This is a genomic window from Brevibacillus sp. WF146, assembly GCF_001673705.2.
In the GTDB taxonomy this organism is placed as follows: domain Bacteria; phylum Bacillota; class Bacilli; order Brevibacillales; family Brevibacillaceae; genus Brevibacillus; species Brevibacillus thermoruber.
The window spans coordinates 4354077-4378926 of the sequence record NZ_CP109943.1; the positions used below are offsets into that span (position 1 = coordinate 4354077).

The 24850-nt window shown below is 60.3% G+C and carries 26 protein-coding genes and 2 pseudogenes; 13 read left to right on the plus strand and 15 right to left on the minus strand.

Annotated elements, in window-relative coordinates:
• Positions 1–121 precede the first annotated feature (121 nt).
• A complete protein-coding gene (locus A6764_RS21615; RefSeq protein ID WP_065068281.1) occupies positions 122–715 on the plus strand; it encodes a hypothetical protein in 594 nt (197 codons plus the stop codon).
• On the opposite strand, the gene A6764_RS21620 is transcribed toward A6764_RS21615, so the two are convergent.
• From A6764_RS21620 to A6764_RS21650, 7 genes and pseudogenes are all read right to left on the minus strand, one after another.
• A complete protein-coding gene (locus A6764_RS21620) occupies positions 699–1055 on the minus strand; it encodes a cupin domain-containing protein (RefSeq protein ID WP_065068286.1) in 357 nt (118 codons plus the stop codon). The two genes, A6764_RS21615 and A6764_RS21620, sit on opposite strands and share 17 nt — an antisense overlap.
• A gap of 92 nt (positions 1056–1147) precedes the next feature.
• Positions 1148–1621, minus strand: a pseudogene (locus A6764_RS21625) (methyl-accepting chemotaxis protein); the annotation flags it as partial.
• A gap of 19 nt (positions 1622–1640) precedes the next feature.
• Entirely contained in the window at positions 1641–2222 is a 582-nt protein-coding gene (gene clpP, locus A6764_RS21630; RefSeq protein ID WP_029100938.1) for an ATP-dependent Clp endopeptidase proteolytic subunit ClpP, read from the minus strand.
• A 94-nt stretch (positions 2223–2316) separates the two neighbouring features.
• Positions 2317–2559 carry a hypothetical protein gene (locus A6764_RS21635; RefSeq protein WP_065068284.1) on the minus strand — a complete coding sequence of 81 codons (243 nt, stop codon included), beginning with the start codon at positions 2557–2559 and terminating at the stop codon, positions 2317–2319.
• On the minus strand, positions 2556–3152 hold the full coding sequence (locus A6764_RS21640) for a winged helix-turn-helix domain-containing protein (protein ID WP_029100936.1): 597 nt from the start codon (positions 3150–3152) through the stop codon (positions 2556–2558). The genes A6764_RS21635 and A6764_RS21640 overlap by 4 nt, the downstream gene beginning before the upstream one ends.
• Before the next feature lie 272 nt (positions 3153–3424).
• Positions 3425–4708 carry a S8 family peptidase gene (locus A6764_RS21645; RefSeq protein ID WP_065068285.1) on the minus strand — a complete coding sequence of 428 codons (1284 nt, stop codon included), beginning with the start codon at positions 4706–4708 and terminating at the stop codon, positions 3425–3427.
• A gap of 178 nt (positions 4709–4886) precedes the next feature.
• Positions 4887–5642: an MBL fold metallo-hydrolase gene (locus A6764_RS21650; protein ID WP_264622356.1), complete on the minus strand. Its 756-nt coding sequence runs from the start codon at positions 5640–5642 to the stop codon at positions 4887–4889.
• A 118-nt stretch (positions 5643–5760) separates the two neighbouring features.
• Here A6764_RS21650 and A6764_RS21655 point away from each other — a divergent pair, with 118 nt between their 5' ends.
• The 3 genes from A6764_RS21655 to A6764_RS21665 all read left to right on the plus strand — a co-directional run bounded on the left by A6764_RS21655 (position 5761) and on the right by A6764_RS21665 (position 6848).
• Positions 5761–6174, plus strand: coding sequence for an Lrp/AsnC family transcriptional regulator (locus A6764_RS21655; RefSeq protein WP_065068287.1), 414 nt, complete (start codon positions 5761–5763; stop codon positions 6172–6174).
• A 219-nt stretch (positions 6175–6393) separates the two neighbouring features.
• A complete protein-coding gene (locus tag A6764_RS21660) occupies positions 6394–6675 on the plus strand; it encodes a hypothetical protein (RefSeq protein ID WP_029100932.1) in 282 nt (93 codons plus the stop codon).
• 38 nt (positions 6676–6713) lie between these two features.
• Positions 6714–6848 carry a hypothetical protein gene (locus A6764_RS21665; protein WP_255309806.1) on the plus strand — a complete coding sequence of 45 codons (135 nt, stop codon included), beginning with the start codon at positions 6714–6716 and terminating at the stop codon, positions 6846–6848.
• 143 nt (positions 6849–6991) lie between these two features.
• Here A6764_RS21665 and A6764_RS21670 read toward each other — a convergent pair whose 3' ends face one another.
• From A6764_RS21670 to A6764_RS21680, 3 genes and pseudogenes are all read right to left on the minus strand, one after another.
• Entirely contained in the window at positions 6992–7342 is a 351-nt protein-coding gene (locus A6764_RS21670; RefSeq protein ID WP_176703384.1) for a cupin domain-containing protein, read from the minus strand.
• Positions 7343–7402: 60 nt separating this feature from the next.
• A pseudogene (locus tag A6764_RS21675) lies at positions 7403–7726 on the minus strand (DUF2500 domain-containing protein); the annotation flags it as partial.
• 101 nt (positions 7727–7827) lie between these two features.
• A complete protein-coding gene (locus tag A6764_RS21680) occupies positions 7828–8589 on the minus strand; it encodes an ANT(4')-I family aminoglycoside nucleotidyltransferase (RefSeq protein ID WP_065068288.1) in 762 nt (253 codons plus the stop codon).
• A gap of 456 nt (positions 8590–9045) precedes the next feature.
• On the opposite strand from A6764_RS21680, the gene A6764_RS21685 reads away from it, so the two are divergent.
• Complete coding sequence (locus tag A6764_RS21685) at positions 9046–10212, plus strand: cation:proton antiporter (protein WP_065068289.1); 1167 nt, start codon at positions 9046–9048, stop codon at positions 10210–10212.
• 67 nt (positions 10213–10279) lie between these two features.
• Here A6764_RS21685 and rpmG read toward each other — a convergent pair whose 3' ends face one another.
• The gene (gene rpmG / locus A6764_RS21690; RefSeq protein WP_029100928.1) at positions 10280–10429 is read right to left on the minus strand and encodes a 50S ribosomal protein L33; all 150 of its coding nucleotides are present in this window, start codon (positions 10427–10429) and stop codon (positions 10280–10282) included.
• Positions 10430–10448: 19 nt separating this feature from the next.
• Positions 10449–11672, minus strand: a complete 1224-nt coding sequence (locus A6764_RS21695) for a GTP-binding protein (RefSeq protein WP_065068290.1) — start codon at positions 11670–11672, stop codon at positions 10449–10451.
• A gap of 182 nt (positions 11673–11854) precedes the next feature.
• Here A6764_RS21695 and A6764_RS21700 point away from each other — a divergent pair, with 182 nt between their 5' ends.
• The 4 genes from A6764_RS21700 to A6764_RS21720 all read left to right on the plus strand — a co-directional run bounded on the left by A6764_RS21700 (position 11855) and on the right by A6764_RS21720 (position 16588).
• A complete protein-coding gene (locus tag A6764_RS21700; RefSeq protein WP_065068291.1) occupies positions 11855–13015 on the plus strand; it encodes a CdaR family transcriptional regulator in 1161 nt (386 codons plus the stop codon).
• 116 nt (positions 13016–13131) lie between these two features.
• Positions 13132–13995 carry a sugar diacid recognition domain-containing protein gene (locus A6764_RS22285; RefSeq protein WP_051188331.1) on the plus strand — a complete coding sequence of 288 codons (864 nt, stop codon included), beginning with the start codon at positions 13132–13134 and terminating at the stop codon, positions 13993–13995.
• Complete coding sequence (locus A6764_RS21715) at positions 13992–15134, plus strand: glycerate kinase (protein WP_029100925.1); 1143 nt, start codon at positions 13992–13994, stop codon at positions 15132–15134. The genes A6764_RS22285 and A6764_RS21715 overlap by 4 nt, the downstream gene beginning before the upstream one ends.
• Before the next feature lie 26 nt (positions 15135–15160).
• Positions 15161–16588 (plus strand): GntP family permease, encoded by a 1428-nt coding sequence (locus A6764_RS21720; protein ID WP_218059953.1) that lies wholly within the window; start codon positions 15161–15163, stop codon positions 16586–16588.
• A gap of 85 nt (positions 16589–16673) precedes the next feature.
• On the opposite strand, the gene A6764_RS21725 is transcribed toward A6764_RS21720, so the two are convergent.
• A complete protein-coding gene (locus A6764_RS21725; protein ID WP_065068293.1) occupies positions 16674–17642 on the minus strand; it encodes a hypothetical protein in 969 nt (322 codons plus the stop codon).
• A 282-nt stretch (positions 17643–17924) separates the two neighbouring features.
• On the opposite strand from A6764_RS21725, the gene A6764_RS21730 reads away from it, so the two are divergent.
• The 3 genes from A6764_RS21730 to A6764_RS21740 are packed head-to-tail and all read left to right on the plus strand — an operon-like array spanning position 17925 to position 21411.
• Positions 17925–19286 carry a hypothetical protein gene (locus A6764_RS21730; protein WP_065068294.1) on the plus strand — a complete coding sequence of 454 codons (1362 nt, stop codon included), beginning with the start codon at positions 17925–17927 and terminating at the stop codon, positions 19284–19286.
• Positions 19287–19322: 36 nt separating this feature from the next.
• Complete coding sequence (locus A6764_RS21735) at positions 19323–20033, plus strand: response regulator transcription factor (protein WP_065068295.1); 711 nt, start codon at positions 19323–19325, stop codon at positions 20031–20033.
• A complete protein-coding gene (locus tag A6764_RS21740) occupies positions 20020–21411 on the plus strand; it encodes a sensor histidine kinase (RefSeq protein WP_065068296.1) in 1392 nt (463 codons plus the stop codon). Before A6764_RS21735 ends, A6764_RS21740 begins: the two co-directional genes overlap by 14 nt.
• Positions 21412–21521: 110 nt before the next feature.
• Here the strand turns inward: A6764_RS21740 and A6764_RS21745 are convergent, their stop codons facing one another.
• On the minus strand, positions 21522–22154 hold the full coding sequence (locus A6764_RS21745; protein WP_065068297.1) for a nitroreductase family protein: 633 nt from the start codon (positions 22152–22154) through the stop codon (positions 21522–21524).
• Positions 22155–22329: 175 nt separating this feature from the next.
• On the opposite strand from A6764_RS21745, the gene A6764_RS21750 reads away from it, so the two are divergent.
• Entirely contained in the window at positions 22330–23076 is a 747-nt protein-coding gene (locus A6764_RS21750; protein ID WP_029100918.1) for an SDR family NAD(P)-dependent oxidoreductase, read from the plus strand.
• A 105-nt stretch (positions 23077–23181) separates the two neighbouring features.
• On the opposite strand, the gene A6764_RS21755 is transcribed toward A6764_RS21750, so the two are convergent.
• Positions 23182–24840 carry a b(o/a)3-type cytochrome-c oxidase subunit 1 gene (locus A6764_RS21755; RefSeq protein ID WP_065068298.1) on the minus strand — a complete coding sequence of 553 codons (1659 nt, stop codon included), beginning with the start codon at positions 24838–24840 and terminating at the stop codon, positions 23182–23184.
• Positions 24841–24850: the final 10 nt, after the last annotated feature.

Here is a 24850-nt window from a genome sequence, read left to right on the forward strand (position 1 = left end):
ACGAAGGGGCGGTCCCTTTTTCATTTCGCATGCCGCGCATGACGGTATTCCAATGGCATCGCAAACCCGGTAAAATAGGAACGTATGTTTTGCTGAATCAAAAAACAGGGAGAGGTCGTTCATGTTTCTGCCACAAGACACTACATCCATGGTCCTGCTGTTGATCGCAGTCGGCTTGATCGTCTTCTCCGCCCGCGCCTTGTTCAAAAAAGCGAAAAAGGCGCTGCGAAAACGGTATTTCGCCGGCCTGATCAGCGGAAAGGCGCTGCTGATCGGGACGCTCTTGCTCGGGGGCGGAGATGACGTGCAGACACTGCTGCGTCTCACTCCGTCTCCCTTCCAGCAATTCATGCTCGCTTCCGATTTTGACCTGGATTACAGGGATAACCGCATTCTCTTTTCCAAGGACAAGGCGGTCTCGGGGTATGTTCAATTCGAGGAGCAGCGCGCGACCGTGTTTCTGTCGGCCGAAATCGGCTACCCCCAAAGCGTGCAGACCGTCTATGAGGCCGTGAATGCGTTCGCCCCGTCCGCCCAAGCGGTCTCGTCCATCCAGGAGCTGATCAGGCAAAAAGTGAACCGCCGGATTCTCCTCCCGGACGGGTACGTGGAAGTTAAGGGAAGCAAAGTGGAAGTGCGGCTGGAGCGCCCCCTTGCGCCCCCCTCTGATCCAGGCCGCAGGGCGGCCGAAAACAATGCTACATGGCGGTCATAAACGCGTCCGGGTCCAGCCCTTCTCCTTCGATGACAATGGCGACCAAGCCGCTGTCGCTGCCCGACTCGTGCCCTTCTCCCGCCGTCCAAAAGGCTGCCTGGCCGGCGCGGATGGGCGTGCGGCTCTCCTCTTCGCCGCGCACCCAGCCCTCGCCCTGGACGACGAGAAAGAGCTGGTGGACGACGGCCGGATGATAACCGAGCACACCGCCCGGCCCCAGATGGATACAGCCGATCGACACCGCTCCCGGCGTACGCAATATCCGGGAAATCGCGGCATGGACCGACCCGTAACGGTCAATCGTCCGTCCGACGCCTTGATCAAATCGAAACAGTTTCATCGCATGCCCTTCTTTGGCTTCCCGGCATCCAGGATGCCCGTTTTTTTCGGCTGCGCCCAGAGCCGCCACGCCTGCGGCTTTCTGACGCAGCGCTATACCTTGAACCGGCCCATCAGCTTCTCCAGTTCCTCCGCCAGACCGGCCAGCGAAGCGGCCGAAGCGTGAATCTCCCCCATGGACGCCAACTGCTCCTCGGTCGCCGCCGACATGTCCAGGGTCCGGGCGGCGGTCGTTTCGGTGACGCCGGCGATTTCCCGCATCGCCTGCGCCACCTTCTCCGTACTGGCGGTCAGCGAACGGGAAGCCGCCGAAACCTCCTGGATTTGTCCCGTCACGTCAAGAACAGCCGCGCGAATGTGGGCGAACGCTTCTCCCGCTTCCGACACGCCGGCCATGCCGGCCGCGACTTCTTCCGTTCCCCGCTGCATGGAGACAACCGCCTCTTCGATCTCGCTTTGGATCGTCCCGACGAGCTGCGTGATTTGTCCGGCCGATGCGGACGCCTGTTCCGCCAGTTTCCTCACCTCATCGGCCACAACCGCAAACCCTCGTCCGTGTTCTCCTGCCCGCGCTGGTTCCCCTCCGTTACAGCCGTTCGATGACCTTGTCGATCAGGCCGTACGCCTTGGCCTCTTCGGCAGACAGGAAAAAGTCGCGGTCGGCGTCGCGCTCGATTTTTTCCAGCGGCTGGCCGGTGCGTTCAGCGATGATGCGGTACAGCATGCGGCGGTGCTGCAAAATGCGCTCCGCCTGGATCTTGATGTCGCTCGCCTGCCCCTGGCTGCCGCCCCACGGCTGGTGAATCATCACCTCCGCGTTGGGCAGGGCGTAGCGTTTGCCCGGGGCTCCGGCCACCAGCAGCAGAGCGCCCATGGAAGCGGCCAGACCGATGCAGATGGTGGAAACGTCCGGCTTGATGAACTGCATCGTGTCGAAGATGGCCATCCCGGCCGTGATCGAACCGCCCGGAGAGTTGATGTAGAGGTGGATGTCCTTGTCCGGGTCCTCCGCGGCGAGAAACAGCATCTGGGCGACGACGGCGTTCGCCACTTGATCGTCAATGGCGCTGCCGAGAAAAATGATCCGGTCTTTCAACAGGCGGGAGTAGATGTCATACGATCTCTCTCCGTAACTCGTCTGTTCCACGACAACCGGTACGAGATTCATCAGAATGCCTCCTTTACGGACTTGAATGGATGGCAATGGGCTGCGGCGACAGACGGCAGATGCGTTTTCCCCAGGCGGACCGGGCAAGCCTCCGCTATGCCGCCAAACGCATGTGGACGGCTTGCGGCGCGGCTGCTTTTTCCCCGCCGAAGCCGGATGAGACGACGGTCACGGTGGCCGGCCGTTCTTCCGGTCCCACCGTCCATCGGGTGACCGTGGTCTCCCGGGTCCTGCCTGCCTCCCCCGCTTTGTACGCGGGCAGGGAAACGACACTGCCGTTCCGTCCGGCGCCCGTTTCCCACACGACGACAGATTGCGGTTTTTCCTGCGGTCTCATGCTTCTTCTCCTCCTTGCGAAAGGTGCGGGTAGACGGCCAGCACCACCTGGTAGCTGTCGTCCCCGTCCGCTGACTGGTACTTCTCCACCAGCCGGTTGACCAGTTCCACGTATTCGCGGACAAAGGCGCTCCGCTGTTCCGGGCTGGCCAGCCGGATGCTGGTGTCCAGCGTGGCGCTGGGAATCTCTTCATCCCGGTCGGACCGCTCCATCAAGAGCAGCGCGTCCCGCTTGATCCGCTCCGCCATGGTGACCAGGTGCGACAAGGAGCCCTGGTCCTTGATGCGCTGCACCGTTTCCTTCGGCCAGTTCAGCGTCTCCGACAGGACGTACGTCCGCGCGATCGCCTGGTACAGCACTTCGACCAGATTGCGGACCTGGCGGGTGCCGACCCGGCGCACCAGGCCCACTTTTTCCAGCGCCTTGAGATGGTAGTTGACCCGCTGCGGGATTTCGTTGATGCCGCGGGCCACCTCAGCGGCGGAGGCAGGCTCGGCAAGCCGGCTCAGGATTTCCGCGCGAAGCGGGTTGAGCAGAGCCATCGCCTGCTCCGGTGTCTCGACCACGTATGTTTCCAACACTTCCTGTTCCACATTGAACACCTCAGAAAAGGATTGCTTCACGTAAAAACATTTTATTACGTCAGCGCCCCCAATGTCAAATGGTGGAATTGCCCCCAAACAAAAAACGCCCGTTGTCGGGCGCTGCAGCGCGCGGCATCAGCCGTTTCGAAACACGGAACACATCGGCCGCTGAACAAAAAAACCCTCGGCACGGACTGGCGCTGTGCCGGGGGTCTCCCTGCCTGTTGATCCATGCTGTGCAGGCTTTCGCCGCATCAGATCAGGCAGATGTTTTCCTCCACTTATTGGTCGCCCGCTTGGACGGTCGGGAATCCGAAGCCGGAAGCGATATCATCGCCTCCCGCAGCGCTGATGCCTCCCAGGATGTCATTCGCTTTCGCGCGGTTTTGCAGCTCGGTACGGACATCGTTATTGCTCCATGTCGGATGCGATGCCCAGATTTTGGCTGCCAACCCGGAGATATGCGGCGTCGCCATGGACGTGCCGCTGATGGAATTGTACCCGCCGTTGTTCCACGTCGATTCGACCGCCCGTCCTGGCGCGGATACTTCCACGTCCCGCTCCTGAATCACGTAATCGCCGGCCGTTGCCGGGTTCCCCCGGGAGGAGAAGTCAGCCACACGGTACGTTCCGTTTTGCTGTATATTTTCCAGAGCGGCGACCGCTACTGCGTCCTTCAACGCTCCCGGATAGCCGATCGTATTGGCCGAAGGGCCGGAATTGCCGGCAGCCGCTACCACGAGCGCTCCTCGCTGTTGGGCATAGGTCACGGCATTGGAAATCAACGAATCCTTGACGGAGGAGCCGAGCGACATGGAAATCACCACTTTTACCCCGTTGCTGGCGCCCTGATCAGCGGCGTAGCGGATCGCGTAGGCGATGTCATCCGCATACCCGCTGCCTCCGTCGCTCAGCACTTTATACGACCACAGCTTGGCTTCCGGAGCGACGCCCCAAATCCCGCTGCCGCCTCCTCCGTTGGCGAGGATGGTGCCGGCTACGTGGGTCCCATGTCCGTTGCCGTCCGCGCAACCGTTCACGACAGGCGAACTCGTGGTGAAGTTGTAGCACTGCTCCACATTGGCGGACAGATCAGGATGCGCGGTATAGGTGCCGGTATCCAGGACGGCTACGCGAATCCCCTTGCCGCCGCTGGTGGATTGGATCGACGGATTCCGATAAATCGCTTCGATCCCCCAAGGCGTTCGATCGGAAGGAGTCGCCAATGCCTCGATGCGCCCCTCCTCCTCCTCGAACTCGGCAATCGACAGCGTGTTGACCAGTGTGACTTTCAAGGACTTGTCCGCCGTCAACTGCTTCAGCTCTTCTTCCGTCACTTCGGTGGTAAAGCCCAGGTCGTCAAAGTCGTGCCGCTCTCCAAGCTGCTGCTTCAGGCTGGCTTTCAGCGACTTGACGCTCTTCTCCGGCTGAATCAGCACCCGAAGCTTGTCCGAACTTGTGCTCTTGCTCTCATCAACAGCCCCTGCACCTCCAGAAAACGCGGACAGTACCAATGCTGCTGACAGCACCATGCCTCCCAACAACTTCTTCCTGCGCCCCTTCATGCCAATACCTCCTTTAAATGGATAAATTTGGTTTACAGCTGACTCAATTATAAACAATTCTAAAATTTATATCAATTGGTAATTTTAGATATTTTTTCTTTTTCTTCCAAAAAGTTCTGTCCCCTCCGAAAAACCGTCAGCCAAAACGAAACACTCCCCTCTTCAGGGGAGTGTTTTGTCAAAACCGTATCACTTCTCCGTCTTCCGGCACCAGCACCCGGCCGTCCAGCTTTCGCTCCCGCAGATGCGCCCGCAGTTCGGCGCGGCTCAGCAGACAGTGGTTCCACGCTTCCATATGGGCGACGACGATCCGGGCGGACGGGCAGGCGGCGGCCAGGCGAACGACGTCCTCGGCGGTCATGGTGATGGGATCGCCGGTTACAAATTGAGCGGCTCCGGCAAATACCACCGCCACTTCCGGCCGATGGACGGCGGCGGCCCGCTCCACCTCTTCGCACCAGATCGTGTCGCCGGCCAGGTAGAGGCACGGTTCCCCCTCCGCCCGCAGCACAAACCCGGAGACAGGCCCCATCTTCGCACCGATGTCCCCGGTGCCGTGCCGGCCGCCCGTCCGCACGAAGCGCATCCCTTCCCAGACGCTCTCATCCGCCACCGGCGTGACGTTCGAAAATCCACATGCCGCCAGCCGATCCCGATCCTGCGGCTGGCAAAAAACCGGGATCTCCTTGGGCAGCGCCTCGGCGGCCGCTTGGTCAAAATGATCCCGATGGGTGTGTGTCACCAGGACGGCATCGATCCCGGCAATCACGCGCTCCGCCGTCACGGGCAGATCCACGAGCGGATTGGGCCGCTGATTGGGCGTGTCGGGAGTGGCCGGGAGTTCGCCCGCCCGGCTCAGCATCGGATCGACAAGCAGCGTCCGGTTGGCGTATGTCACGCGCAGCGTGGCGTGTCGGACAAGCTGAATTTCCATACAGGTTCGCTCCTTTGCCTTTATAATGGATACAGGTGAGTCCATTATAATCGGGTAATCGTTGACACTGTGAAAGGATTCATCCTTCTGCTCTTTCAGGTTGAAAGGAGTCTGCCTCATGCTGGATCAAACCGACCTGCGCATCCTCGCCCTGCTGCGCGAAAACGCCCGCTTGTCGTGGAAAGAAATCGGCGAACAGGTGCATCTGACCGGCCAGGCCGTGGGCAATCGCATTCGGCGAATGGAGGACATGGGCGTCATTCGCGGATATACGGCCGTTGTCGATCCCGCCAAACTGGGCCCCTCCCTCACCGCAATGGTCACGATCCTGATGAAAACGACGGATCACGGACGGTTCGAACGCTTCGTCAGCAGGCGTCCCGAGATCGTCGAAGCCCATCGCGTCAGCGGGGAAGGCTGTTATTCACTGCTCGTCCGCGTCCCCGATCAGACGGCCCTCAACGCGCTGTTGGACGCCATCCTGGCGTACGGCAACTACCGGCTGAGCCTGTCGATCGGCCGGCTGAAATAGGCACGTCCATCCCAACAGCCGATCATTTCTGAACCGACCGATCATCCCCATGGCGATGGGGACATCGATCGCGTGCGGCCTGAGCCTTTACTCCAGCTTGGTACCGGGAACGCTCTCCGCAAAATATTACCGATTGCCCTCTTCCGCCCAACGGGTTTACAATGAGGGATACCAAGAACCCAGGTTCTTGCAGACGTCAAGAGAGGGGGGAAATCGCCGATGGAAGACGCGCTTTTGCTGCTTTCGCTGGATGATTTCTTCGCCTTGCTTGCCCTGTTTGCGGGATGCTTCCCGTCCGTCCTGTACATACGGCGTTTGCAGGGCCCGCAGACCGTGACCATTGGCTGGCGCCAAGACGACAGCTACGAACCTTCCATTAATCCTTGCTTGGTCGAGACGTATCCGATGGCGGCAAGGCAGCCGCAGCGCATCCGGCTGCATCGGCGCGTACGGCGCGAAGACGGCGACTCGGATGCTTCCGCACTCCGCTTTTCGCTCTGATCAGAAGAATCAGAATGGAAAAAGGAGCGTGACGGGGCATGATCGCCAAGTACATCGGAGAAGCTCTGTTGGTTTGCTTCAGTCTGCCGCTGTTTGCCTATCAGACCGCGGAGAGCCTCCACGCGCTGGCGGACGCGTTTGCGCAGATGTCCGAGTACCTGCCGTGGAAGTGACAACCGCAGCGTGCATGACAAAACCCTGGCCGAACGGCAATCGGCCAGGGTTTTTCTTGCTGTCGCGGTAAACGGGTGCAGGTCTTCCGTGCGCTGGCGGCACGCGTGATCGATGCCGGCCGGTTCCCATGTTCCGCACGCAGTCAATCCGCCTGCACGCGGTCTCCTCGCGACGTCGGCTGGGAGATGACGAGAAATTCCGTCTCCGCCCCGCTTTCATTTTTCATCTGGTGCGGCACGCCCGGCGGCACTTCCATGCCTTCGTGGGGATGCAGCTCCCACGAGACGCCGTCCACTTCCAGCACTGCTGTCCCGGACAGCACAAAGAAAAACTGCCGCGACCGCTCGTGGTAATGACGGACTTCCGCCGTTCCCGCCGGCATCCGTTCGTGGATGACGCTCAGGTCGCTCCCCTTGACCAGATGCCAGCCGTCACAGCGCTCCCCCCAGACGTAGTGCTCCGCGCTCTCCTTGGAGATTTTCCCCAGCGGCATGCCGTCCGACCGCCCGAGACGGGGGGTCGCCTTCGGACGGGACTGGGGCTGAAATCCTTTGAACCGCGTGCCCTGATACGTGAGGATGCCGTCTTCGTTTTGGGCAATCAGCCCGTACTCCGGCCCGTTTACGCGAAACTCCAGCCGTTCCCCGCTGTCCAGTTCAAACGCCACGTAATACGAAGTATGAACGCTTGAATCCCCGGCGCCTCCCCACGTATTCGTCCGCTTCCCCAACACCCTGGCCGGAACGCTGCGGATCGGCGCGGTGTTGTTGGTCATCCACGTGCCCACGCCTCTGACCAGAGCCGTCCCCATTACCACAATGATCACCCCAAAGATCAAGCCGGGCGCCAGCGTAAACCACCAGGGTTCTCCCAGCATGCCGGGATAACTCGCATCGAAAAACACGCTCTTCCCTCCTGTCCATCACGCTACCCTGTTATACGCCGGGGGGAAGCAAATGTTTCGATCATTCCCGCGATTCAGAAGGGAATCCGCCTGTTCTCCATGCAGTCATACCCGTTTCGGACGGCCCACTCAATGACCCCGTCCCAGAAGCTTTCGCAGGCGCACAGGATCGCGTCGGGCTTCGATAAATCCCCGGCCATCACCAACCGGCACAGCGCGTCGAAACCGGCAGGGCGGTCAGACATCCCCAGCGCTTCGGGCAGGACGAGCGCCCTGGTGGAAAAGCACCGGCGGTGATGCAGGCCGACAAGCATGGCGCCGTACGTGGCCGTTTCGATTGCCAGCGTCGGCAAAAACGTGCAGGGCCCCTGGACCCTGACATTTCTCCACTTGCCGGCCAATTCGTACAGTTCGCCTGTGATCACGCCGCAAACCGCACGGCGAAAATCATCCCTGTCAGGCGATTCCGCCGCGCTGCGCAGCTCGGCGAAAAACGCTTCCGGATCATAAAGGCTCCGCACGGCGAAATACTTTCCGTGCGTGAGCGGCCACAGGCCATCGACGGACGCCGCGTCCCGCAGCATCACGTCCTCGCTCAGGAAGTTCACCTCCGCTTTCCACGCCCCGACGGCCCATTCGCAGTCATCGTCCTGACCCGAAGAGCGCAGAACGCAGAACATCTCCAGATCGGAAAACGGGGCGTCCGTTTCCCGTGCCGCTGAGCCGTAGATGCCGATCGCCTTGATGTTCTCTCCGTGGACGGACAGCGCCCGTTCGGCGATCTCGTGCGCCAGGCGCGCACGCTCTTCTCTCGTCATTGGCATTGGTCCATTCATGGGGGTTCACTCCTTTTGTTCGGTACGAAGCGTTTCGGGAAAGCCGCACACGAACAGACAGGAGGGCCGCGGGATCAACGGGGGACTGTTTTGGCGTGCATGCCACCAACCTCCCGGATTGCGTGATCATTTCTGTCATTTTCCCAAAAAGGAAAAACCATTCCGAATCCATTATCCGGAAAATCCCGGAAAAAGACAAACCACTCAAACGCCCCCGGTTCTTCCCCTGCGGCTGCCCGTCCGGCTGCCGAGTCAGAACAGGCCGCAGTCATTCTTTATTGACTTTTCAGGAAAAATCGGTTATGATGAATATGCGTAAACGTGAATATGTAGGATGAATGGAGGAGCCTGTCACCATAGGTTTCCTATTGCCTTTTTTAAGAAGGCAGGGGAAACCGAGGGGCAGGCTCCTTTTTCATTCTCATTCGTTACATCACATCAAAGGGGGAGTGGTCCATGATTGTCTTTCAACTGGCGGTGATTCTGCTCGCTTCCAAGATTGCGGGAGACATCAGCGTCCGATTGGGGCAGCCCTCCGTGCTGGGCAAGCTGCTGATCGGCATCGTGCTCGGGCCTACGGTGCTGGGGTTGGTAAACGATACGGAAATCCTCAAGGAAATCAGCCAGATTGGCGTCATTCTGCTGATGTTCATCGCGGGACTGGAAACCGATCTCGACGAGTTCAAGCGGACGGGAAAAGCCTCCACGTTTGTCGGCGTGGCCGGCATCCTGGCGCCGTTGACGCTGGGGTATCTGGCGGGCACCGCCATCGGCATGTCTCCGATGGAAGCAGTCTTTCTCGGCCTGCTGCTTTCCGCCACCAGCGTCAGCATTTCCGTGCAGGCGCTCAAAGAGCTGGGCAGGCTGAAGTCAAAAGAAGGGGCAACCATCCTGGGCGCGGCGGTCATCGACGACGTGCTGGTCATCCTCGCCCTGGCCTTTGTGATGAGCTTTGCCGGCGGTGATGTCAATCTCGGCATGGTGATCGTGAAAAAAGCGGTGTTCTTCGCCGTCGCCCTGCTGCTCTCCTGGAAAGTGGTGCCCTGGGTGCTGAAGCGGTTTGCTCCGCTGCAGGTGACCGAGTCCGTCGTATCCGCCGGACTGATCATCTGTTTTACGTTTGCCTACCTGGCCGACTATGCGGGAGTAGCCGCCATCATCGGCTCCTATATAGCCGGAGTGGCCATCAGCCTAACCCCGTACAAGCACGAGGTGTGTGAAAAGGTGGAAACGCTCAGCTATTCCGTGTTTGTGCCGGTGTTCTTCACCTCCATCGGGGTCACGGCGTCGTTTGCGGGCATTGGCGAACATCTCGGCCTGATTGTGGGCCTCAGCATCCTGGCGATCCTGACCAAACTGGTCGGCGGCGCGCTCGGCGCGAAGCTGTCCGGTTTCACCTGGGGCAGCTCCCTGGGCATCGGCGCGGCGATGGTGTCCCGCGGGGAAGTGGCGCTGATCATCGCCTCCATCGGACTGGATACCCGGCTGCTGACCGAGGACATGTTTGCCGCCGTCGTCGTCGTCGTTCTGGTGACGACACTGGTGACGCCGCCGCTGATGAAGCTGTTTTTCGCCCAACAAAAGAAAGAGGCGGAACGCCCCGTGTTGAAACAGGAAGCGTAATCCGCCGCCGGCTGCCGGGACAGCGGTCCCGGCCGTTTTTTTTTGACAGTCGATGACGTGGTTCGTCCTACTTCGTTTCCCGGTGCAGCGTCCGCCGCTTCAGCCGCGGCGAATACTTCATCAGTTCCAGCCGCTCCGGGGTGTTTTTCTTGTTTTTCGTCGTGATGTAGTTGCGGTCTCCCGTCTCCGTGCACTGCAGCGTCACCGTTACGCGCATTGGTTTTTCCTCCTTTTGCTCACATGATCGTCTCGACAACCGTATCCGCCGTCGGCAGCGGGTCCGGCAGAGCACTCCAGTCTGCTTCGTACTCCTCGTCCGTCAGCAGGCAGGCGTCCAGCCCGCGCTCGATGGCGGCCTGATCCATGCCGATCCCGATGAAGACCAGTTCGGTCAACCGGTCGCCATGCCGCGGGTCCCACGTGGCGGCCCAGTCAGGGTCTTCCGCCCGGAGCATCTGCTGTTCCGCTTCCGGCAGGGCGGCTGCCCAATACCCGACCGCGCCCACTTCGATCGACGGGCCCGCCTGGCTTACCGACATCGCCAGATCGTTTCGCGTCGCCAGCCAGAAAAAGCCCTTGGCCCGCACCACCTGTTCCGGCCACTGTTCCAGCCAGTTCGCAAAGCGCTCCGCGTGAATCGGGCGGCGGCGTCGGTAGACAAAGGAAGAGATGCCGTATTCGTCCGTCTCCGGCGTATGCTCCCCCTTCTGCAGTTCCTGCAGCCAGCCGGCCGATTGGCTCGCTTTTTCCAGGTCGAACAGGCCGGTGTGCAGGATCTCCCGGGGATTGACCCGGCCGCGGCTGGTCCGGATCAGCTTGGCGTGCGGCTGCAGTTTGCGCAGGACGGCTTCCAGCTTCTCCAGCTCCGCCTCCTCCACCAGGTCGCACTTGTTGAGGATCAGCACGTCGCAAAACTCAATCTGGTTGATCAACAGTTCCACGACGTCGCGCTGGTCGTCCTCGCCGGTCGCCTGGCCCCGTTCCAGCAGACTCTCCCCCGAGGAAAAGTCGTGCCAGAACCGGCAGGCGTCCACCACGGTCACCATCGTGTCCAGCCGGCACACGGCGGAAAGGTCGATCCCGTTTTCTTCGTCCACATATGTAAACGTCTGGGCGATCGGTATCGGCTCGCCGATGCCGGTGGATTCGATCAGGATATAGTCGTACCTGCCTTCCCGGGCGAGCCGCTCCACTTCCGTCAGCAAATCCTCCCGCAGCGTGCAGCAGATGCAGCCGTTGGACATCTCCACCACTTTTTCCTCCACCCGGGAGACGCCGCCCCCTTGGGCAACCAGCGTTCCGTCCACGTTCACCTCGCTGAGGTCGTTGACGATGACGGCGACGCGCATACCCTCGCGATTGTTCAGCACGTGGTTGAGCAGCGTCGTCTTGCCCGCTCCCAGGTATCCGCTGAGGACCGTCACCGGTATTCGTTTGTCCGGCTTTTCTTGATCAGCCATACCTTGCAGCTCCCTTGTACGTTGATAAATCGTAATCAATACGATTTGACTTTTATCCTACCCCAAGGACGAACGGTTCGTCAAGATAAAACGTAATCATTACGATTTCAAAGATGTGGGAATGTTTACCCGATACAATGAATAGACCCATACTCTATGTCCAGCGGAAGGAGCCTGCGGTAATGAAGTTGACTCAATCCCTCGCCGACCGGATTGTCAAACGCACAATGGAAGTAACCAACCTGAACATCAATGTCATGGATAAGGACGGCGTCATTATCAGTTCCAGCGATCCTGCACGCATCCAGAGCTTTCACCAGGCGGCCCGCCAGGTGATTGCCACCGGGGAGGAAATGCTCCTCGGCGAAGAAGATTGCCAAAAATGGACGGGAACGAAGCCCGGCATCAACATGCCCATCCGCTTTCAGCAGCAGATTGTCGGCGTGATCGGCATATCCGGCGCTCCGCAGGAAGTGGTTCCGTTCGGCAAAGCGGTCAAGATGATGACGGAAATGATGCTGCAGCAGGCGTATCTGACGGAGCAGATGGAACTGGCGGAGCGCTCGGTCAATTTTCTGGTGCAGGAGATGATTTCCGGGACGCTGGACCCTTCGCGCGACGTGGTGATGTCCCGCGGTGCCCTGCTCGGTCTGGATTTGTCCCGTCCCCGCTCGGTCGTGATCATCCAGGCGACCGGCGCGGAGGACTGGGAGGAATGGCATGCCGACCGCCGCTTCCCCCGCAAGGTTGCCGCCTGCTTCCGCCATTCCGATCAGGTCTGCGTCTCCGTGACAAAACGGAACTGCTGGATCGTCGTCACCGACTTGAGCGGCCTTCGCGGCAGGGAGCAGATCAAGCCGTATTTGCACGAAGCCGCCCACAAACTGCTGAACGCAGCCCCCGCCGGCCTCCGCGACCACCTTCTGATCGCAATGGGGCGCGGCTATGAAAACGTCTACGATCTGGAACTGTCGTTCAAGGAGGCCATGCAGACACTGCAGGTGCTGGAGCGCTTCCCTGACAAGGGGGCTATCGGCCATATTGACGACATGTCGCTGGAGCTGCTGCTTCTCGAAACACCCCCCGCCACCCGACAAGTGGTGGTCCGCGACATTCTCAAGGAACTCGTCAAGCACGACGAACTGCTGGAGACGCTGAACGCTCTGTTTTCCGCCGATCTCAACCTGACGGCGGCGGCTCAAGCGCTCAACATCCATCGCAACACGCTCCTGTACAGGCTGGACCGGATTGAGGAGATGCTGGGGCGCAATCCGCGCCGCTTTGCCGAGGCGGCCAAAATCAAGCTGGCGCTGGAACTGCACCGCCTCTCCCAAACTGGATAATCCTCACAGAAACCAGACAGGATTCGACACGCTTTTTTGGTGGTTTTGCAAAATGTAATCGCCATCCAAGTCTTGTATATTAATGGTAACGACAGAAGAACATGAGAGGAATGGCTATGAATACGCTTTCGTTTTTGCAGGATGGTTTTTTCGACGAAATTGTACAAATTTTGCATGAAGAGACCGGTCAGCACATCAACATCATGGGCGAGGGCGGTGTGATCCTCTCCTCCACCCGCCCGGAACGCATCGGCACCGTGCACGAGGCAGCCAAAAAGATCATGCTCGGATTGATTGACGAAGCCCTGGTGACGGAGGAGCAGGCACGGGAACTGGAGGGCGTACGTCCGGGCTCCAACCTGCCGATCGTGTACAACGGCCAGCGCATCGGCGTCATCGGCATGTCCGGCAACCCGGACGAGATGCTGCCGATCGTCCGTGTCGCCGTCCGTACCGTCGTTCTGTGGCTGAAAAACCGCGAACAGGTCATGGAACAGCAGCAGGCCTCCAAACAAGTGTACGAACAACTGCACAACATGGCGGCCACCATTCAACAGATTTCCGCCAGTTCCGAAGACTTTGCCGCAGCCAGCCGAAACGCCCTGCAGGTCGTGAAAAACGGCGAAGAACAAATCAAGCAGATCACGGACGCGCTCAAGATGATCAAGGAAATCGCCGACCACAGCAACCTGATCGGCTTAAACGCCGCCATCGAAGCGGCGCGGGCCGGCGAAGCGGGCAGAGGCTTTCAGGTCGTCGCCTCCGAGGTCCGCAAACTGGCGTCCGTCTGCCAAAACACCATCAAGCAGATTCAGGAGATTCTCCGCCAGGTGCACGTCACGTTCGGCAGCATCAGCGAACAGGCCAAAGCAAACGACGACAAGGCGCAGGAACAATCCACCGCGCTGCAGGCGCTGGTCAAATACGTGGACGACATTGAACAGATGATGGAAACCCTGGCCAAGGGAGGGGCAGCATGAAGATTGTCATCGCACCTGATTCGTTTAAAGGAAGCCTTACCGCCAAACAGGCGGGAGAAGCCATCGCGGCAGGCGTGCGCAGAGCGCTGCCGGACAGCGAAATCGTCGTCAAGCCGATGGCCGACGGTGGTGAAGGCACCCTCCAGTGCCTGGTGGACGCGACCGGCGGCAAGATTTTGCAGGCAGCCGTCAAAAATCCCCTCGGCCGGGAGATCACGGCGGAGTTCGGGATCCTGGGAGACGGGGAAACGTGCGTCATCGAGATGGCAGCCGCTTCGGGCCTCTACCTGATCGAGGCGTCAGAGCGCAATCCTCTCGTGACCACCACCTACGGGTTCGGCCAATTGATCAAGGCCGGATTGGACCTGGGCTGCCGCCGCTTTATTCTGGGGATCGGCGGAAGCGCTACCAATGACGGCGGGGCCGGCATGCTTCAGGCGCTCGGGTTCGCCCTGTTGGACGCGGCCGGCCAGCCGATCGCTTTTGGAGGAGGTGAGCTCGGAAAACTGGAGCGAATCGATGCGAGCAGTGCCGATCCGCGGCTGGCAGAGTGCCGGTTTACCATCGCCTGCGACGTGGACAACCCGTTTGTCGGTCCGAACGGCGCTTCCCATGTGTTCGGCCCGCAAAAGGGGGCCACGCCCGAGATGGTCAAACTTTTGGACGACAATCTGCGCCATTTTGCCGATGTGATTGAACAGACCAGGGGCATCGCGATCCACGACCTGCCGGGGACCGGTGCGGCCGGCGGCGTAGCGGGCGCCCTCCTCGCCTTTTTGAACGGCGAGCTGAAGTCCGGCATCCAGATCGTCAGTGAAACCACCCGGCTGGCCGAAGCGATGGAAGGCGCCGATCTGGTGTTTACCGGCGAAGGGCAGGTCGACTACCAGACCGCTCAGGGCAAAACGCCCTGCGGGGTGGCAAGGCTGGCGCAGCAGCGCGGGATTCCCGTCGTCGTCCTGGCGGGTTCCATCGGCACCGGCATCGAAGCGCTGTACGAACACGGCGTCACTGCGGTGGCCAGCATCATCAACAAGCCGATGACGCTGGACCAGGCGATGGCGCACACCACCGGACTGCTGGAACAGGCGGCCGAACAACTCACGCGCATTTTCGCAAGCAAGGGAGGATTGTCATGAGTCCTGCTGTGATTCAATTGGGGCCGATCATTTTGCTTCTGCTGCTGCTGTCGATTCTCTTCATCGTCTACGCGACAGCCAAGTGGAAGCTCCACCCGTTCTTATCCATCATTTCCAGCACGTATCTATTTGCGTTGGCGACCAACCTTGTCGGCTCCCTCAGCGGTGTCGAGAAACCGATCATCGCCGACATCGGCAAAGAGATTGCCGGCGGATTCGGCGGCATCATCACCAGCATCGGTCTGGTCATCATCTTCGGAACGATGATCGGCAAAATCCTGGAAAACTCCGGCGCCGCCGTCAAAATGGCGGAAGTGGTGCTGCGCATCCTGGGCGACCGCCATCCCGCACTGGCCATGACGATCATCGGCTGGATCGTCTCCATCCCGGTCTTTTGCGATTCCGGCTACGTCATTTTGTCTTCCCTGAAAAAATCGCTGGCGAAAAAGACCGGCGTCAGCGTCGTCACCCTGGCAGTCGCTCTCTCCACCGGCCTGTACGCCACCCATACACTGGTGCCGCCGACGCCGGGTCCCATCGCCGCCGCGTCCAACGTCGGCATTGGACCGGACGGCCTGTTCTGGGTGATCGTCATCGGTCTCGTCGTTTCCATCCCGGTCGCGCTGGCCGGACACGTCTGGGCCCGCAAAGTGGCGGACAAGCTCCCGGTGGAACTGGATGAGGCGGTGGAAACCTTTGAGGAGTTCAAGGCCCGTTTCGGACAACTGCCGTCCGCCTTCGCCTCGTTTGCACCGATCGTGGTCCCGATTATCCTGCTGGCCCTCGGTTCGTTCGCCAACTTCCCGGTAGGGGTCGATGCGCAGGGCAACAAGGAAGTGCTGATGACCGGCTTTGCCAACACGCTCTTCACCTTCCTGGGGACGCCCGTGAACGCGCTGTTTATCGGTTTGCTCTTCGCCATTTTCGGATTATTGCGGCAGCGTAATGAGGAAACGCTGACCAAGTGGATGAGCGAAGGCCTGCTGGACGCTGCCGTCATCATCATGATTACCGGTGCGGGCGGCTCGCTCGGCGCGGTCATCAAGGCCAGCCCCATCTCCGATTACGTGAAGACGCTGATCGACGGCAATGTCGCCTTTGTCGGCGTGGGCGCGCTGATCATCACCTTCCTGATCGCTGCCGTCCTCAAAACGGCTCAGGGCAGCTCCACCGCTTCGTTGGTCATCACCTCAACGATCATGATGCCGCTCCTGCCGTCCCTCGGCCTGGATGCGATGCTGGGCACCGTTCCCATCGGACAGATGCTGACGGTCATGGCCATCGGCTGCGGCGCCATGGTGGTCAGCCACGTGAACGACTCCTATTTCTGGGTCGTCACCCAGTTCTCCAAAATGAGCCTGCCCACCGCCTACCGCGCCCAAACGCTGGCCACGCTGGTTCAAGGCTTGGTCGGCATCGTGGTGGTGTCCATCCTGGGATTCCTATTCCTGTAACCCTCGCCAAGACAAACATCCCTCTCTTCTCCGCTGCGAAGAGAGGGATGTTCGTTTGCGGGCACGCATCAGAGCGCGCCTGCTGTCATTTCTGTTTCGGCTTCGGCGTCACCTTGTGGAGGCCGACCGCTTCTCCGTGTCGGCCGATGACCGGCTGGTAGACGGCCGGGTTATTCACCGTCTTCTGGTCGATCAGCGCCGCCGGGCGGTTGCCTTTCCACGTCATCAGGCTGTAGACCTTTCCGGTTTCCGTGGGCATGGTGATCAAAATGTCGTTTACGCTGTCCTGGTTATAGCGGCCGATGTGCAGTTTCGGCAGATAGGCCTGATCCCATTGGCCCACCGAGGCATACGTCTGCTGGTTGGTTTTCCCCTCGCGGACGACAAGGCGCAGATCGTCGGCCAGCAGGTTCATGGACGCGCCCATTTTGTGGCCCACCAGCAGCACATGGTCGCGCACCCCGTCCCCCGTCACGTCGGCGTACCTGGTGTCCAGTACAAAGGTGCTGTCTTTGTCCATGCTGAACCCGGTGTTGACGTCCACGTCGGGGGACGGCATGTTGTCCCAATCGCCTTTGTCGATGGTAAGCCCGACGAGCTGCGGCTTTTGGTTGACCAGCGTCCAGACGCTGGTGGCCACGGCGATCCGGTCGTACCCGTCCACGCCCCACAGGGTCTGGCGGCCGAGGTACCGGATGCTCCCGTCCGCTTCGTAGTACGGGACCAGTTGGACCAGCTTTTCGGCAAAGCCTTTGATCGGTTTGCGCAGCTTGCCGTTGGCCTGGTAGACGCCGTACTTCACGTATCCGTCCTTGTTGGGACTCACGTCAACGGTGGTGACCCCCTTGAAGTGGCTGCTGGTCACCTGTGCCCGAAATCCGTCTACAAATGTTATCTGGAACGTAATCGATTGCTGGGGCTGAATGCGCACCACGGTGGCAAACGCTTGCGGATTCACCGTCTTCGCATGGACCGGCTCCACATTCGGTCCCGCCGTCAAGAGAATCGCGCCGCCGCAGAGCACGGCCGATACGGTCTTGCACCACGCTTTCATCGTTTCTTCCTCCCTTTGTTTTCCCTGATCTCGTGTTTGCACATCCTGCAGTCTCAGGAAACAGGTTGCAGAACGGCCAGCCGTTCATTTCTATATTCTGTCAATACGCTGTGACTCTGTTTACATAAACGGTGGAACGTACCAAATTGTTGCAAAACGGCTTTTCCCTTTTTTCGCCCTCGGCAGCGGATCGATGTCACCGGTTTGCAACCCTTTTTCCTTCCAGTCGGGCTACAATAGAGTCAGATTTTTGAGCACCACACAGAAAGGAACGGAACCACCATGAAAAAAACGTGGCTGTTGCCGGCCGCTCTCGCCGTTTTCACCAGCGGCTGCGGTCTGTACGACACTCCCAACGAATTGATGCGGGCACCGTTGGCCGATGCCAACCAGCAATCGATCAACCAGGCGGTCATGCAGTTTCTGCCGCCCGGCTCGCAGTTGACGGTGCCGCTTCACCCCGAAGAGGCCAGCGCGGTCAGCCTGCAGGATCTGACCGGAGACGGCACTCCCGAGGTGGTCGCGTTTTACAAAACGGAAAAAACCGATTACGAAATTGGCGTGCTAGTCCTCAGCCAAAAGGGGGGAAAGTGGAAGAAAACCGCGTCCTTCACCGGAATCGGCAGCGAATTGGACTACGTCCAGTTCGTCGACGTGACGGGCGACAGCGTCCCCGAGATGCTGATCGGCTGGGGCGGCGGCGAAGGATTGAACAAGGAGCTGTCCGTCTACTCCTGGCAGCAGGAACAGATGCGTGAGCTGCTGAAGCAGCCGTACGCGGTCATGGCGCTCGGCGACCTCACCGGTGACAACCAGGTGGAGCTGGCGCTGGTCTCTCACGACCACAATGCGCTGACGTCCAAAGCGGAGGTGTACGGTCTGAAGGACGGACAGTTGGGCAAGCTGACCGAACTGCCCCTGGAGGGGGCCGTAAACGGGTACGAACAGGCGACGATTGGCAGGGCGACGCCCACCCAATCCGCGATCTTTGTCGAGGCAGGCATGGGGGCGCATTCCGGCATGACCGAGTTTTTGGTCTGGCAAAACGGCAAGCTGGTCCGTCCGCTGGCCAAGGCGAACGGTGACATCGACCTGACCTTTAAACCCTATGTCCTGCCCAGCGAAGACATCAATGACGACGGCATCATCGAAATCGGCATCCACACCCAGCCGCCGGGCACCGACGAGCTGCCCATGGCGGAAATCCCGTGGATCGCATCCTATTACCAGTGGGACGGAGCGGCCGGCCTGCGCCACGTCGAGGACCACTATCAGGCGTACGACATGGGTACGGATTTTCGCATTCCCGCCAAGTGGAACGACAAGTACACCATTGAGGAAGACCGCGACCCCGCCTCTCCCTCCGTCCGCCTGCTCTATTACGGCCAGGGGGGCAAAGAAAAGGCGACGCTGCTCACCCTGCAGGCTGTCCCGCAGAAGGATTGGACGAAGGTCGAAGCTTCCCTGAAGGAGAAGCAGACGCCCTATATCGTGCTGACGGAGCAGGGAAAACAGGTGGTGGTGGCGATCCAGCCGCAGGAAGCCAACGGGTTGAGCGGCGGCGCCCTGCGTGAGTACAATGCCATGCAGCTGACGGCGGACGAAATCCGCCAGTTGTTCCATCCGCTGAAAATGCCGGTGTGACCGATCATCTTACCGCAGGAGCAAGGAGAAGAGACGATGAAAGTGTTGTTGCTGGAAGACGAAAAGTCGATTCGCGACTTTGTCCGCATTAACCTGAAGCGGGAAGGCTGCGAGGTGGTGGAAGCGGCCAGCGGGGAGGAAGCGCTGGACATCGCCGAAAGCCAGCCGGACATCGAGATCGCGATCCTCGACGTGATGCTGCCGGGGATTGACGGTTTTGCGGTATGCGGACGCCTGCGCCAGAAGTTCCCCCGGCTCGGCATCATCATGCTGACGGCCAAGAGCCAGGAACGGGACAAGGTGATGGGCCTGGAGTTTGGGGCGGACGATTACGTGGTGAAACCGTTCAGTCCGGCGGAGCTGCTGGCGCGCGTCAAGGCGCTGCACCGCCGGCTCTCCTCCCTCCCCGCTCCCGACGAGGCAAAACGCCTCATCGACATCCATCCGTTCACGCTGCTCTTGGACGAGCGGAAGCTCTTGAAAGGCAGCAAGGAGATCGTGCTGACCCCGAAAGAATTTGCCATTATCAAGCTGCTTGCGGAAAACGCGAACAAGGCGATCAGCCGCGACGACATTCTGACCGAGGTCTGGGGCCAGTTTTTCGTCGGCGACCTGAAGGTGGTCGACGTGAACATTCGCCGCATCCGCCAAAAGATAGAAGAAGACCCCGCCCACCCCAAATACGTGGAAACGGTTTGGGGCTACGGTTATTTATGGCGAAAGGAAACGGACGATGAGAGGGATTAGGGCCAGACTGATCATCCACTTCGGCTTGATCCTGCTGTTGATCGTGCTGGTGTTGGAAGGGTTGTTCTACTGGGCGGTGCATACCTATTACTTCGGCACCGCCACCGAGACGCTGGTCACGCGGGCCACCACGTTCACCACCTTTATCAACAAGTACGCGGGCACGTACCGGCTGAAAGACAAGGCCCGCTACATTCTGGAGAACGTCTCGAACGAGGAATACGCCAAAGTTGAAGTACTGGACACCGGGGGAAAAGTGCTGCTCAACTCCTACGGGTTTCAAACCGCCGAAGTGATTGACACGCCCGACGTGAAAGAAGCCTTGAAAAACACGACGGGCATCTACGTCGGCAAGTCGCCGCAGACGCCGGAGCGGGTCATCGCCGTCTCCAACCGGCTTGCCTACCTGGGCGAGACGGTCGGCGTTCTGCGCTACACCATTTCCGCCGAACCGCTGTACGCAGCCGTCTACCGGATTGCGATGTACGGCGCGGGCGTCGGCGCCGTCGTCGTGCTGTTTGCCTTTGGCTTGAGCCTGGTGATCGCCAAGCGCATGGTCGACCCGATACTGGAGCTGACCAGAGCGGCCACACAGATGGCGACGGGCAATTTCTCCGTCCGGGCGGCCAAGCGCTACGACGACGAGGTGGGCACGCTGGCGGAGACGTTCAACTACATGGCCGAGGAGATCGGCAAGAACGAAAAACTGAAAAACGACTTCATCTCCTCCGTCTCCCACGAACTGCGGACGCCGCTCACCTCGATCAAGGGCTGGGGAGAGACGCTCCTTTCCGGCGGGCTGAACGATCCGGAAGAGACAAGGCTCGGCCTGGAAGTGATCGCCAAGGAAACGGATCGGCTGATCGGCCTGGTGGAAGAACTGCTGGATTTCTCGAAGTTTCAGTCCGGCGAGATGAAGCTGTCGCGGGAGCGTCTGGATCTGCGCGACGTGCTGGAAGACGTCCGGGTGCAGTTCGCCGCCCGCTCGCACGACAAGGGCGTGGCGCTTCAGGTTGTCGTGCCGGATGCTCCCCTGCCGGTCGCCGGTGACGCCAACCGGCTGAAGCAGGTCTTTGTCAATTTGCTGGACAACGCCTTCAAGTTTACCCCCAGGGGCGGGGCGATCACCGTAACGGCGGAGGAGACCGGGGGATGGGCGGCCGTCGCCGTAGCGGACACAGGCGAAGGCATCGACCCGGAAGACCTGCCGCACATCACGCAAAAGTTTTTCAAGGGGCGGTCCAAACAGGCCGGCAGCGGCTTGGGCCTCGCCATCTGCCGGGAGATCGTCCAGCTCCACGGCGGCCGTTTCCGCGCCGTCAGCAGGCTCGGCAGCGGAACCACGGTATCGGTCGAACTGCCGCTGGCAACGGAATGACGGCAAACTCGTGGGGTGACCATCACGAAAACAGGAGACGTACGGCAAAAAGCCGACAGCCCGTCCGTTTGAAGCGGGCTGCCGGCTTTGTTCATTTTCGCCAGGTTTCGTTAGAAGCTGTTTTCGATCACCAGTTGATCCAGGCCAAATCGGGCGGTCGGACGTGCCGCCACACTGGCCTTGCCCACCGTAATCATCATCACTGGAATGTAGCGCGGCGGGATGTTCAGCGCCTGGATAAGCGCGTTACTGTCAAAGCCGAGCATCGGGCAAGTGTCGTATCCCTTTGCTTTGGCGGCCAGCATCAACTGCATGGCTGCGAGCGAAGCGTTGCGGATAGCCTCGTCGCGCGCAATTTGCGGATTGTTGCGATACGTCTCTTCGATCTGGCTGATCATCATTTCCCGCACTTGTTCGGTGACGTACCCCTTGGCCAGCGCATCGTCATAGACCGGACGTGCCGATTTGTCGGCCTCCAGATCGCCGAGTACAATAATAGTGGCGAAGGCGTCTACCACCTGCTGCTGCCCGTAGGCGATCGGCAGAAGCTGCTCTTTTTTGGCCCTGTCCGTCACCACGATAAAACGCCAGTGCTGCAGGTTCCAAGAAGACGGGGCAGTCGCGGCCAAGCGCAGGATTTCGTTTAGTTCCTCGCGCGGAATCTCTGCGTTGGGATCGTATTTGCGCACGCTGTGGCGCGCTTCCATGACCTGTTCGGCCGTCAGTTTTACGTCTGCTTGCATACGGGAAGCCTCCTTTTTCTCTCATGTGCGAACACTCTTACATTATAATAGTTGGTTACGTTTCGCAACAGTGCAGTATGCCGGGACACCGGCTTCGCTCCTTTCCCAGTGTTCGAAACCCGGTCCGATTTCATTCCCCGGGCCGGCCCATTTTCGTTGACAGGAGGAATTGGTCATGTCGTTTGCCAACAAAATTGTCGTCGTCACCGGAGCCGGGCGGGGGATCGGCTTTGCCGTCGCCTCCCTGTACGCCGCCCACGGCGCCCACGTCGTTGTCGCCGAACAAAACCGGGAAGCGGGAGAAGCGGCCGTTCGAGCCATCGCCGCCGCAGGCGGAACCGCGGTTTTCCACCCGGTCGACGTCAGCGTCCCGGCCGAGATCGAGGATCTGATGCGCATGGTTCAGTCCCGCTGGAACAGGCTGGACATTCTCGTGAACAACGCCGGCATCTCGCAGTGGGCCTCGCCGTACGAGCTTTCGGTCGAGGAGTGGGACCGCATTCTGAACACGAATCTGCGCAGCGTCTTCCTCTGCTCCCGGGAAGCGGCCAAGCTGATGCGCCAATCCGGGGGCGGCTCGATCATCAACATCGCCTCCACGCGGGCGCACATGTCCGAACCGCACTCGGAGGCATACGCCGCCTCCAAAGGGGGCATTCTCGCCCTGACGCACGCCCTGGCGGTTTCCTTGGGACCGGACGGCATCCGCGTCAACGCCATCTCGCCCGGCTGGATCGAGACGGGCGATTATGCCGCGCTGCGGCCGGAGGACCACCACCAGCACCCGGCCGGACGCGTCGGCAAACCGGAAGACATCGCCCGCGCCTGCCTGTTTTTGACCGGTGACGGCAGCGATTTCGTCACCGGCGCGGAGCTGGTGATCGACGGCGGCATGACGCGGAAGATGATTTACGTTCCCTAAGCCGCACCGCCGCCCGCGAAAGGCTCGTCGGGCAAAAAAGGGGACGGTTCCGAGCAGATCATGCTGCGTGGAACCGTCCCTGTTTCGTGTGCCAATCCTTCGTTGCTACCAGGTGCGAATCGGCGGCGAGCCGGGCGGATGGTGGTGAAGCTGCTCCATGATCGGGTAGCCGTACGCCATCACGATCAGGAAGGCCAGCACGCCCACCCAGACCGGCCAGCGCTCCAGAATGCGCGGTGTCTGTTGTTCCGTCTCCGTTTCCGAAATCGGATACTCCGTTTTTCCTTTGGGCGCAAAGAACGCCAGATAACCGAGAATCAGCAGCAGCAGAACCGCCGCTGTAAACAGCAGGCCCCCGCCAAAGGCCATGACGCGCTGAAAATCCATCCAGCCGAGCGCGACCGGGTGATCCATGTAGGTGGTGTAGGCGGTGCGCCGGGGCGTCCCCTGCAGGCCCAGGTAGTGCATCGCAAACGACATCAGGAACATGCCGACTGCCCAGAAGACCGTCTGCACCATTCCCATGCGGTTGGCCGTACGGGTAAGCGTGCGTCCCGTCAGCGCCGGAATCAGCCAGTAGCTGACGCCGAAGAAGGTGAGCGCGACCGCCGTACCCACGGTGATGTGGAAGTGGCCGGTTACCCAGACGGTGTTGTGGACGACGGCGTTCATCTGGTTGCTGGCGTTGATAATCCCTCCGGCGCCGGCCGGAATGAAGAACAGCATGCCCACAAACGGCGCGAAGAAGCGAACGTCCGACCACGGCATTTTCTTCAGCCAGCCAAACAGCCCTGTTCCCCCTTTTTTCCGTCCGGTCGTTTCAAACGTGGCAAACATGGAGAACGCGGTCATCAGCGACGGAATCACGACGATCAGCGTCAGGATGACGTGGATCATCTTCCAGCCCGGCGAAATGCCCGGCTCCATCAGTTGGTGGTGGAAGCCGACGGGGATGGAGAACAGCAGCAGGCAGATGAACGCGAGCCGGGCCAGCGAGTCGCTGAACACGTGGCCGCCGATGACCCGCGGCACGCAGACGTACCAGGCAATGTAAGCCGGCATCAGCCAGAAGTAGACCAGCGGATGGCCGAAGAACCAGAACAGGGTCCGGCTGAGCATGATGTTGATTGTTGAGGTCCAGCCGAACGACCAGGGAATCAGTTGGAACAGCACCTCCACCGCCACGGGCAGCGTCGCGATGATCCACAGCACGAAGGTCGTGACCGACATGAACACGAACAGGGGCGACATTTTTCCGCCATTTTCCCGTTTCCATCTGCGATAGCTGCTGAAGATCGCGAATCCGCCCAGCCAGCTCCCGACCACCAGCAGGGCCGTCCCGATGTAAAAGTACGGCGATGCCTTCAGCGGCGCGTAAAAGGTGTAGAGAACGGACGCGTCGTTGGTGATGATCGTCACGAGCGCCATGACCGTTCCGACCGTCATCAGCACCCAGCCGGCCCAGCCCCATCTCAAGGCGGCGGCGTGCAGGGCCCCGCCGGTGGTACGCGCTACCCCCGAAAGCAGAAAGCCGATGATGAAGTACGTGGTAAAGATGAGTGCCATCAACACGCCGTGCGCGGTCAGAATCTGATAGTAGTTGGTCCAGCTCGGCAGCTCGATGAGGCCGCCGCGCACCATCCCCTGCAGCATTCCGGCCAGCGCCGCCAGTCCAAACGCGGCATACGCCACCCAGATGTACGCCAGACTGAGGCGGGCCGTCGAGCGGTCTACCGGCGTCTGACTGAATGAAGCGATTTTCATGTTCCGTCAC

Coding starts and splice junctions, on each gene's coding strand:
- A6764_RS21685 (WP_065068289.1), top strand. CDS start 9,046: ATGATTGTCTTTCAACTGGCGGTGATTCTGCTCGCTTCCAAGATTGCG.
- A6764_RS21750 (WP_029100918.1), top strand. CDS start 22,330: ATGTCGTTTGCCAACAAAATTGTCGTCGTCACCGGAGCCGGGCGGGGG.
- A6764_RS21735 (WP_065068295.1), top strand. CDS start 19,323: ATGAAAGTGTTGTTGCTGGAAGACGAAAAGTCGATTCGCGACTTTGTC.
- A6764_RS21650 (WP_264622356.1), bottom strand. CDS start 5,642: ATGGAAATTCAGCTTGTCCGACACGCCACGCTGCGCGTGACATACGCC.
- A6764_RS21680 (WP_065068288.1), bottom strand. CDS start 8,589: ATGAATGGACCAATGCCAATGACGAGAGAAGAGCGTGCGCGCCTGGCG.
- clpP (WP_029100938.1), bottom strand. CDS start 2,222: ATGAATCTCGTACCGGTTGTCGTGGAACAGACGAGTTACGGAGAGAGA.
- A6764_RS21655 (WP_065068287.1), top strand. CDS start 5,761: ATGCTGGATCAAACCGACCTGCGCATCCTCGCCCTGCTGCGCGAAAAC.
- A6764_RS21695 (WP_065068290.1), bottom strand. CDS start 11,672: ATGGCTGATCAAGAAAAGCCGGACAAACGAATACCGGTGACGGTCCTC.
- A6764_RS21645 (WP_065068285.1), bottom strand. CDS start 4,708: ATGAAGGGGCGCAGGAAGAAGTTGTTGGGAGGCATGGTGCTGTCAGCA.
- A6764_RS21730 (WP_065068294.1), top strand. CDS start 17,925: ATGAAAAAAACGTGGCTGTTGCCGGCCGCTCTCGCCGTTTTCACCAGC.
- A6764_RS21670 (WP_176703384.1), bottom strand. CDS start 7,342: ATGCCGCTGGGGAAAATCTCCAAGGAGAGCGCGGAGCACTACGTCTGG.
- A6764_RS21660 (WP_029100932.1), top strand. CDS start 6,394: ATGGAAGACGCGCTTTTGCTGCTTTCGCTGGATGATTTCTTCGCCTTG.
- A6764_RS21665 (WP_255309806.1), top strand. CDS start 6,714: ATGATCGCCAAGTACATCGGAGAAGCTCTGTTGGTTTGCTTCAGTCTG.
- A6764_RS21635 (WP_065068284.1), bottom strand. CDS start 2,559: ATGAGACCGCAGGAAAAACCGCAATCTGTCGTCGTGTGGGAAACGGGC.
- A6764_RS21725 (WP_065068293.1), bottom strand. CDS start 17,642: ATGAAAGCGTGGTGCAAGACCGTATCGGCCGTGCTCTGCGGCGGCGCG.
- A6764_RS21620 (WP_065068286.1), bottom strand. CDS start 1,055: ATGAAACTGTTTCGATTTGATCAAGGCGTCGGACGGACGATTGACCGT.
- A6764_RS21755 (WP_065068298.1), bottom strand. CDS start 24,840: ATGAAAATCGCTTCATTCAGTCAGACGCCGGTAGACCGCTCGACGGCC.
- A6764_RS21615 (WP_065068281.1), top strand. CDS start 122: ATGTTTCTGCCACAAGACACTACATCCATGGTCCTGCTGTTGATCGCA.
- A6764_RS21700 (WP_065068291.1), top strand. CDS start 11,855: ATGAAGTTGACTCAATCCCTCGCCGACCGGATTGTCAAACGCACAATG.
- A6764_RS22285 (WP_051188331.1), top strand. CDS start 13,132: ATGAATACGCTTTCGTTTTTGCAGGATGGTTTTTTCGACGAAATTGTA.
- A6764_RS21745 (WP_065068297.1), bottom strand. CDS start 22,154: ATGCAAGCAGACGTAAAACTGACGGCCGAACAGGTCATGGAAGCGCGC.
- A6764_RS21740 (WP_065068296.1), top strand. CDS start 20,020: ATGAGAGGGATTAGGGCCAGACTGATCATCCACTTCGGCTTGATCCTG.
- A6764_RS21715 (WP_029100925.1), top strand. CDS start 13,992: ATGAAGATTGTCATCGCACCTGATTCGTTTAAAGGAAGCCTTACCGCC.
- rpmG (WP_029100928.1), bottom strand. CDS start 10,429: ATGCGCGTAACGGTGACGCTGCAGTGCACGGAGACGGGAGACCGCAAC.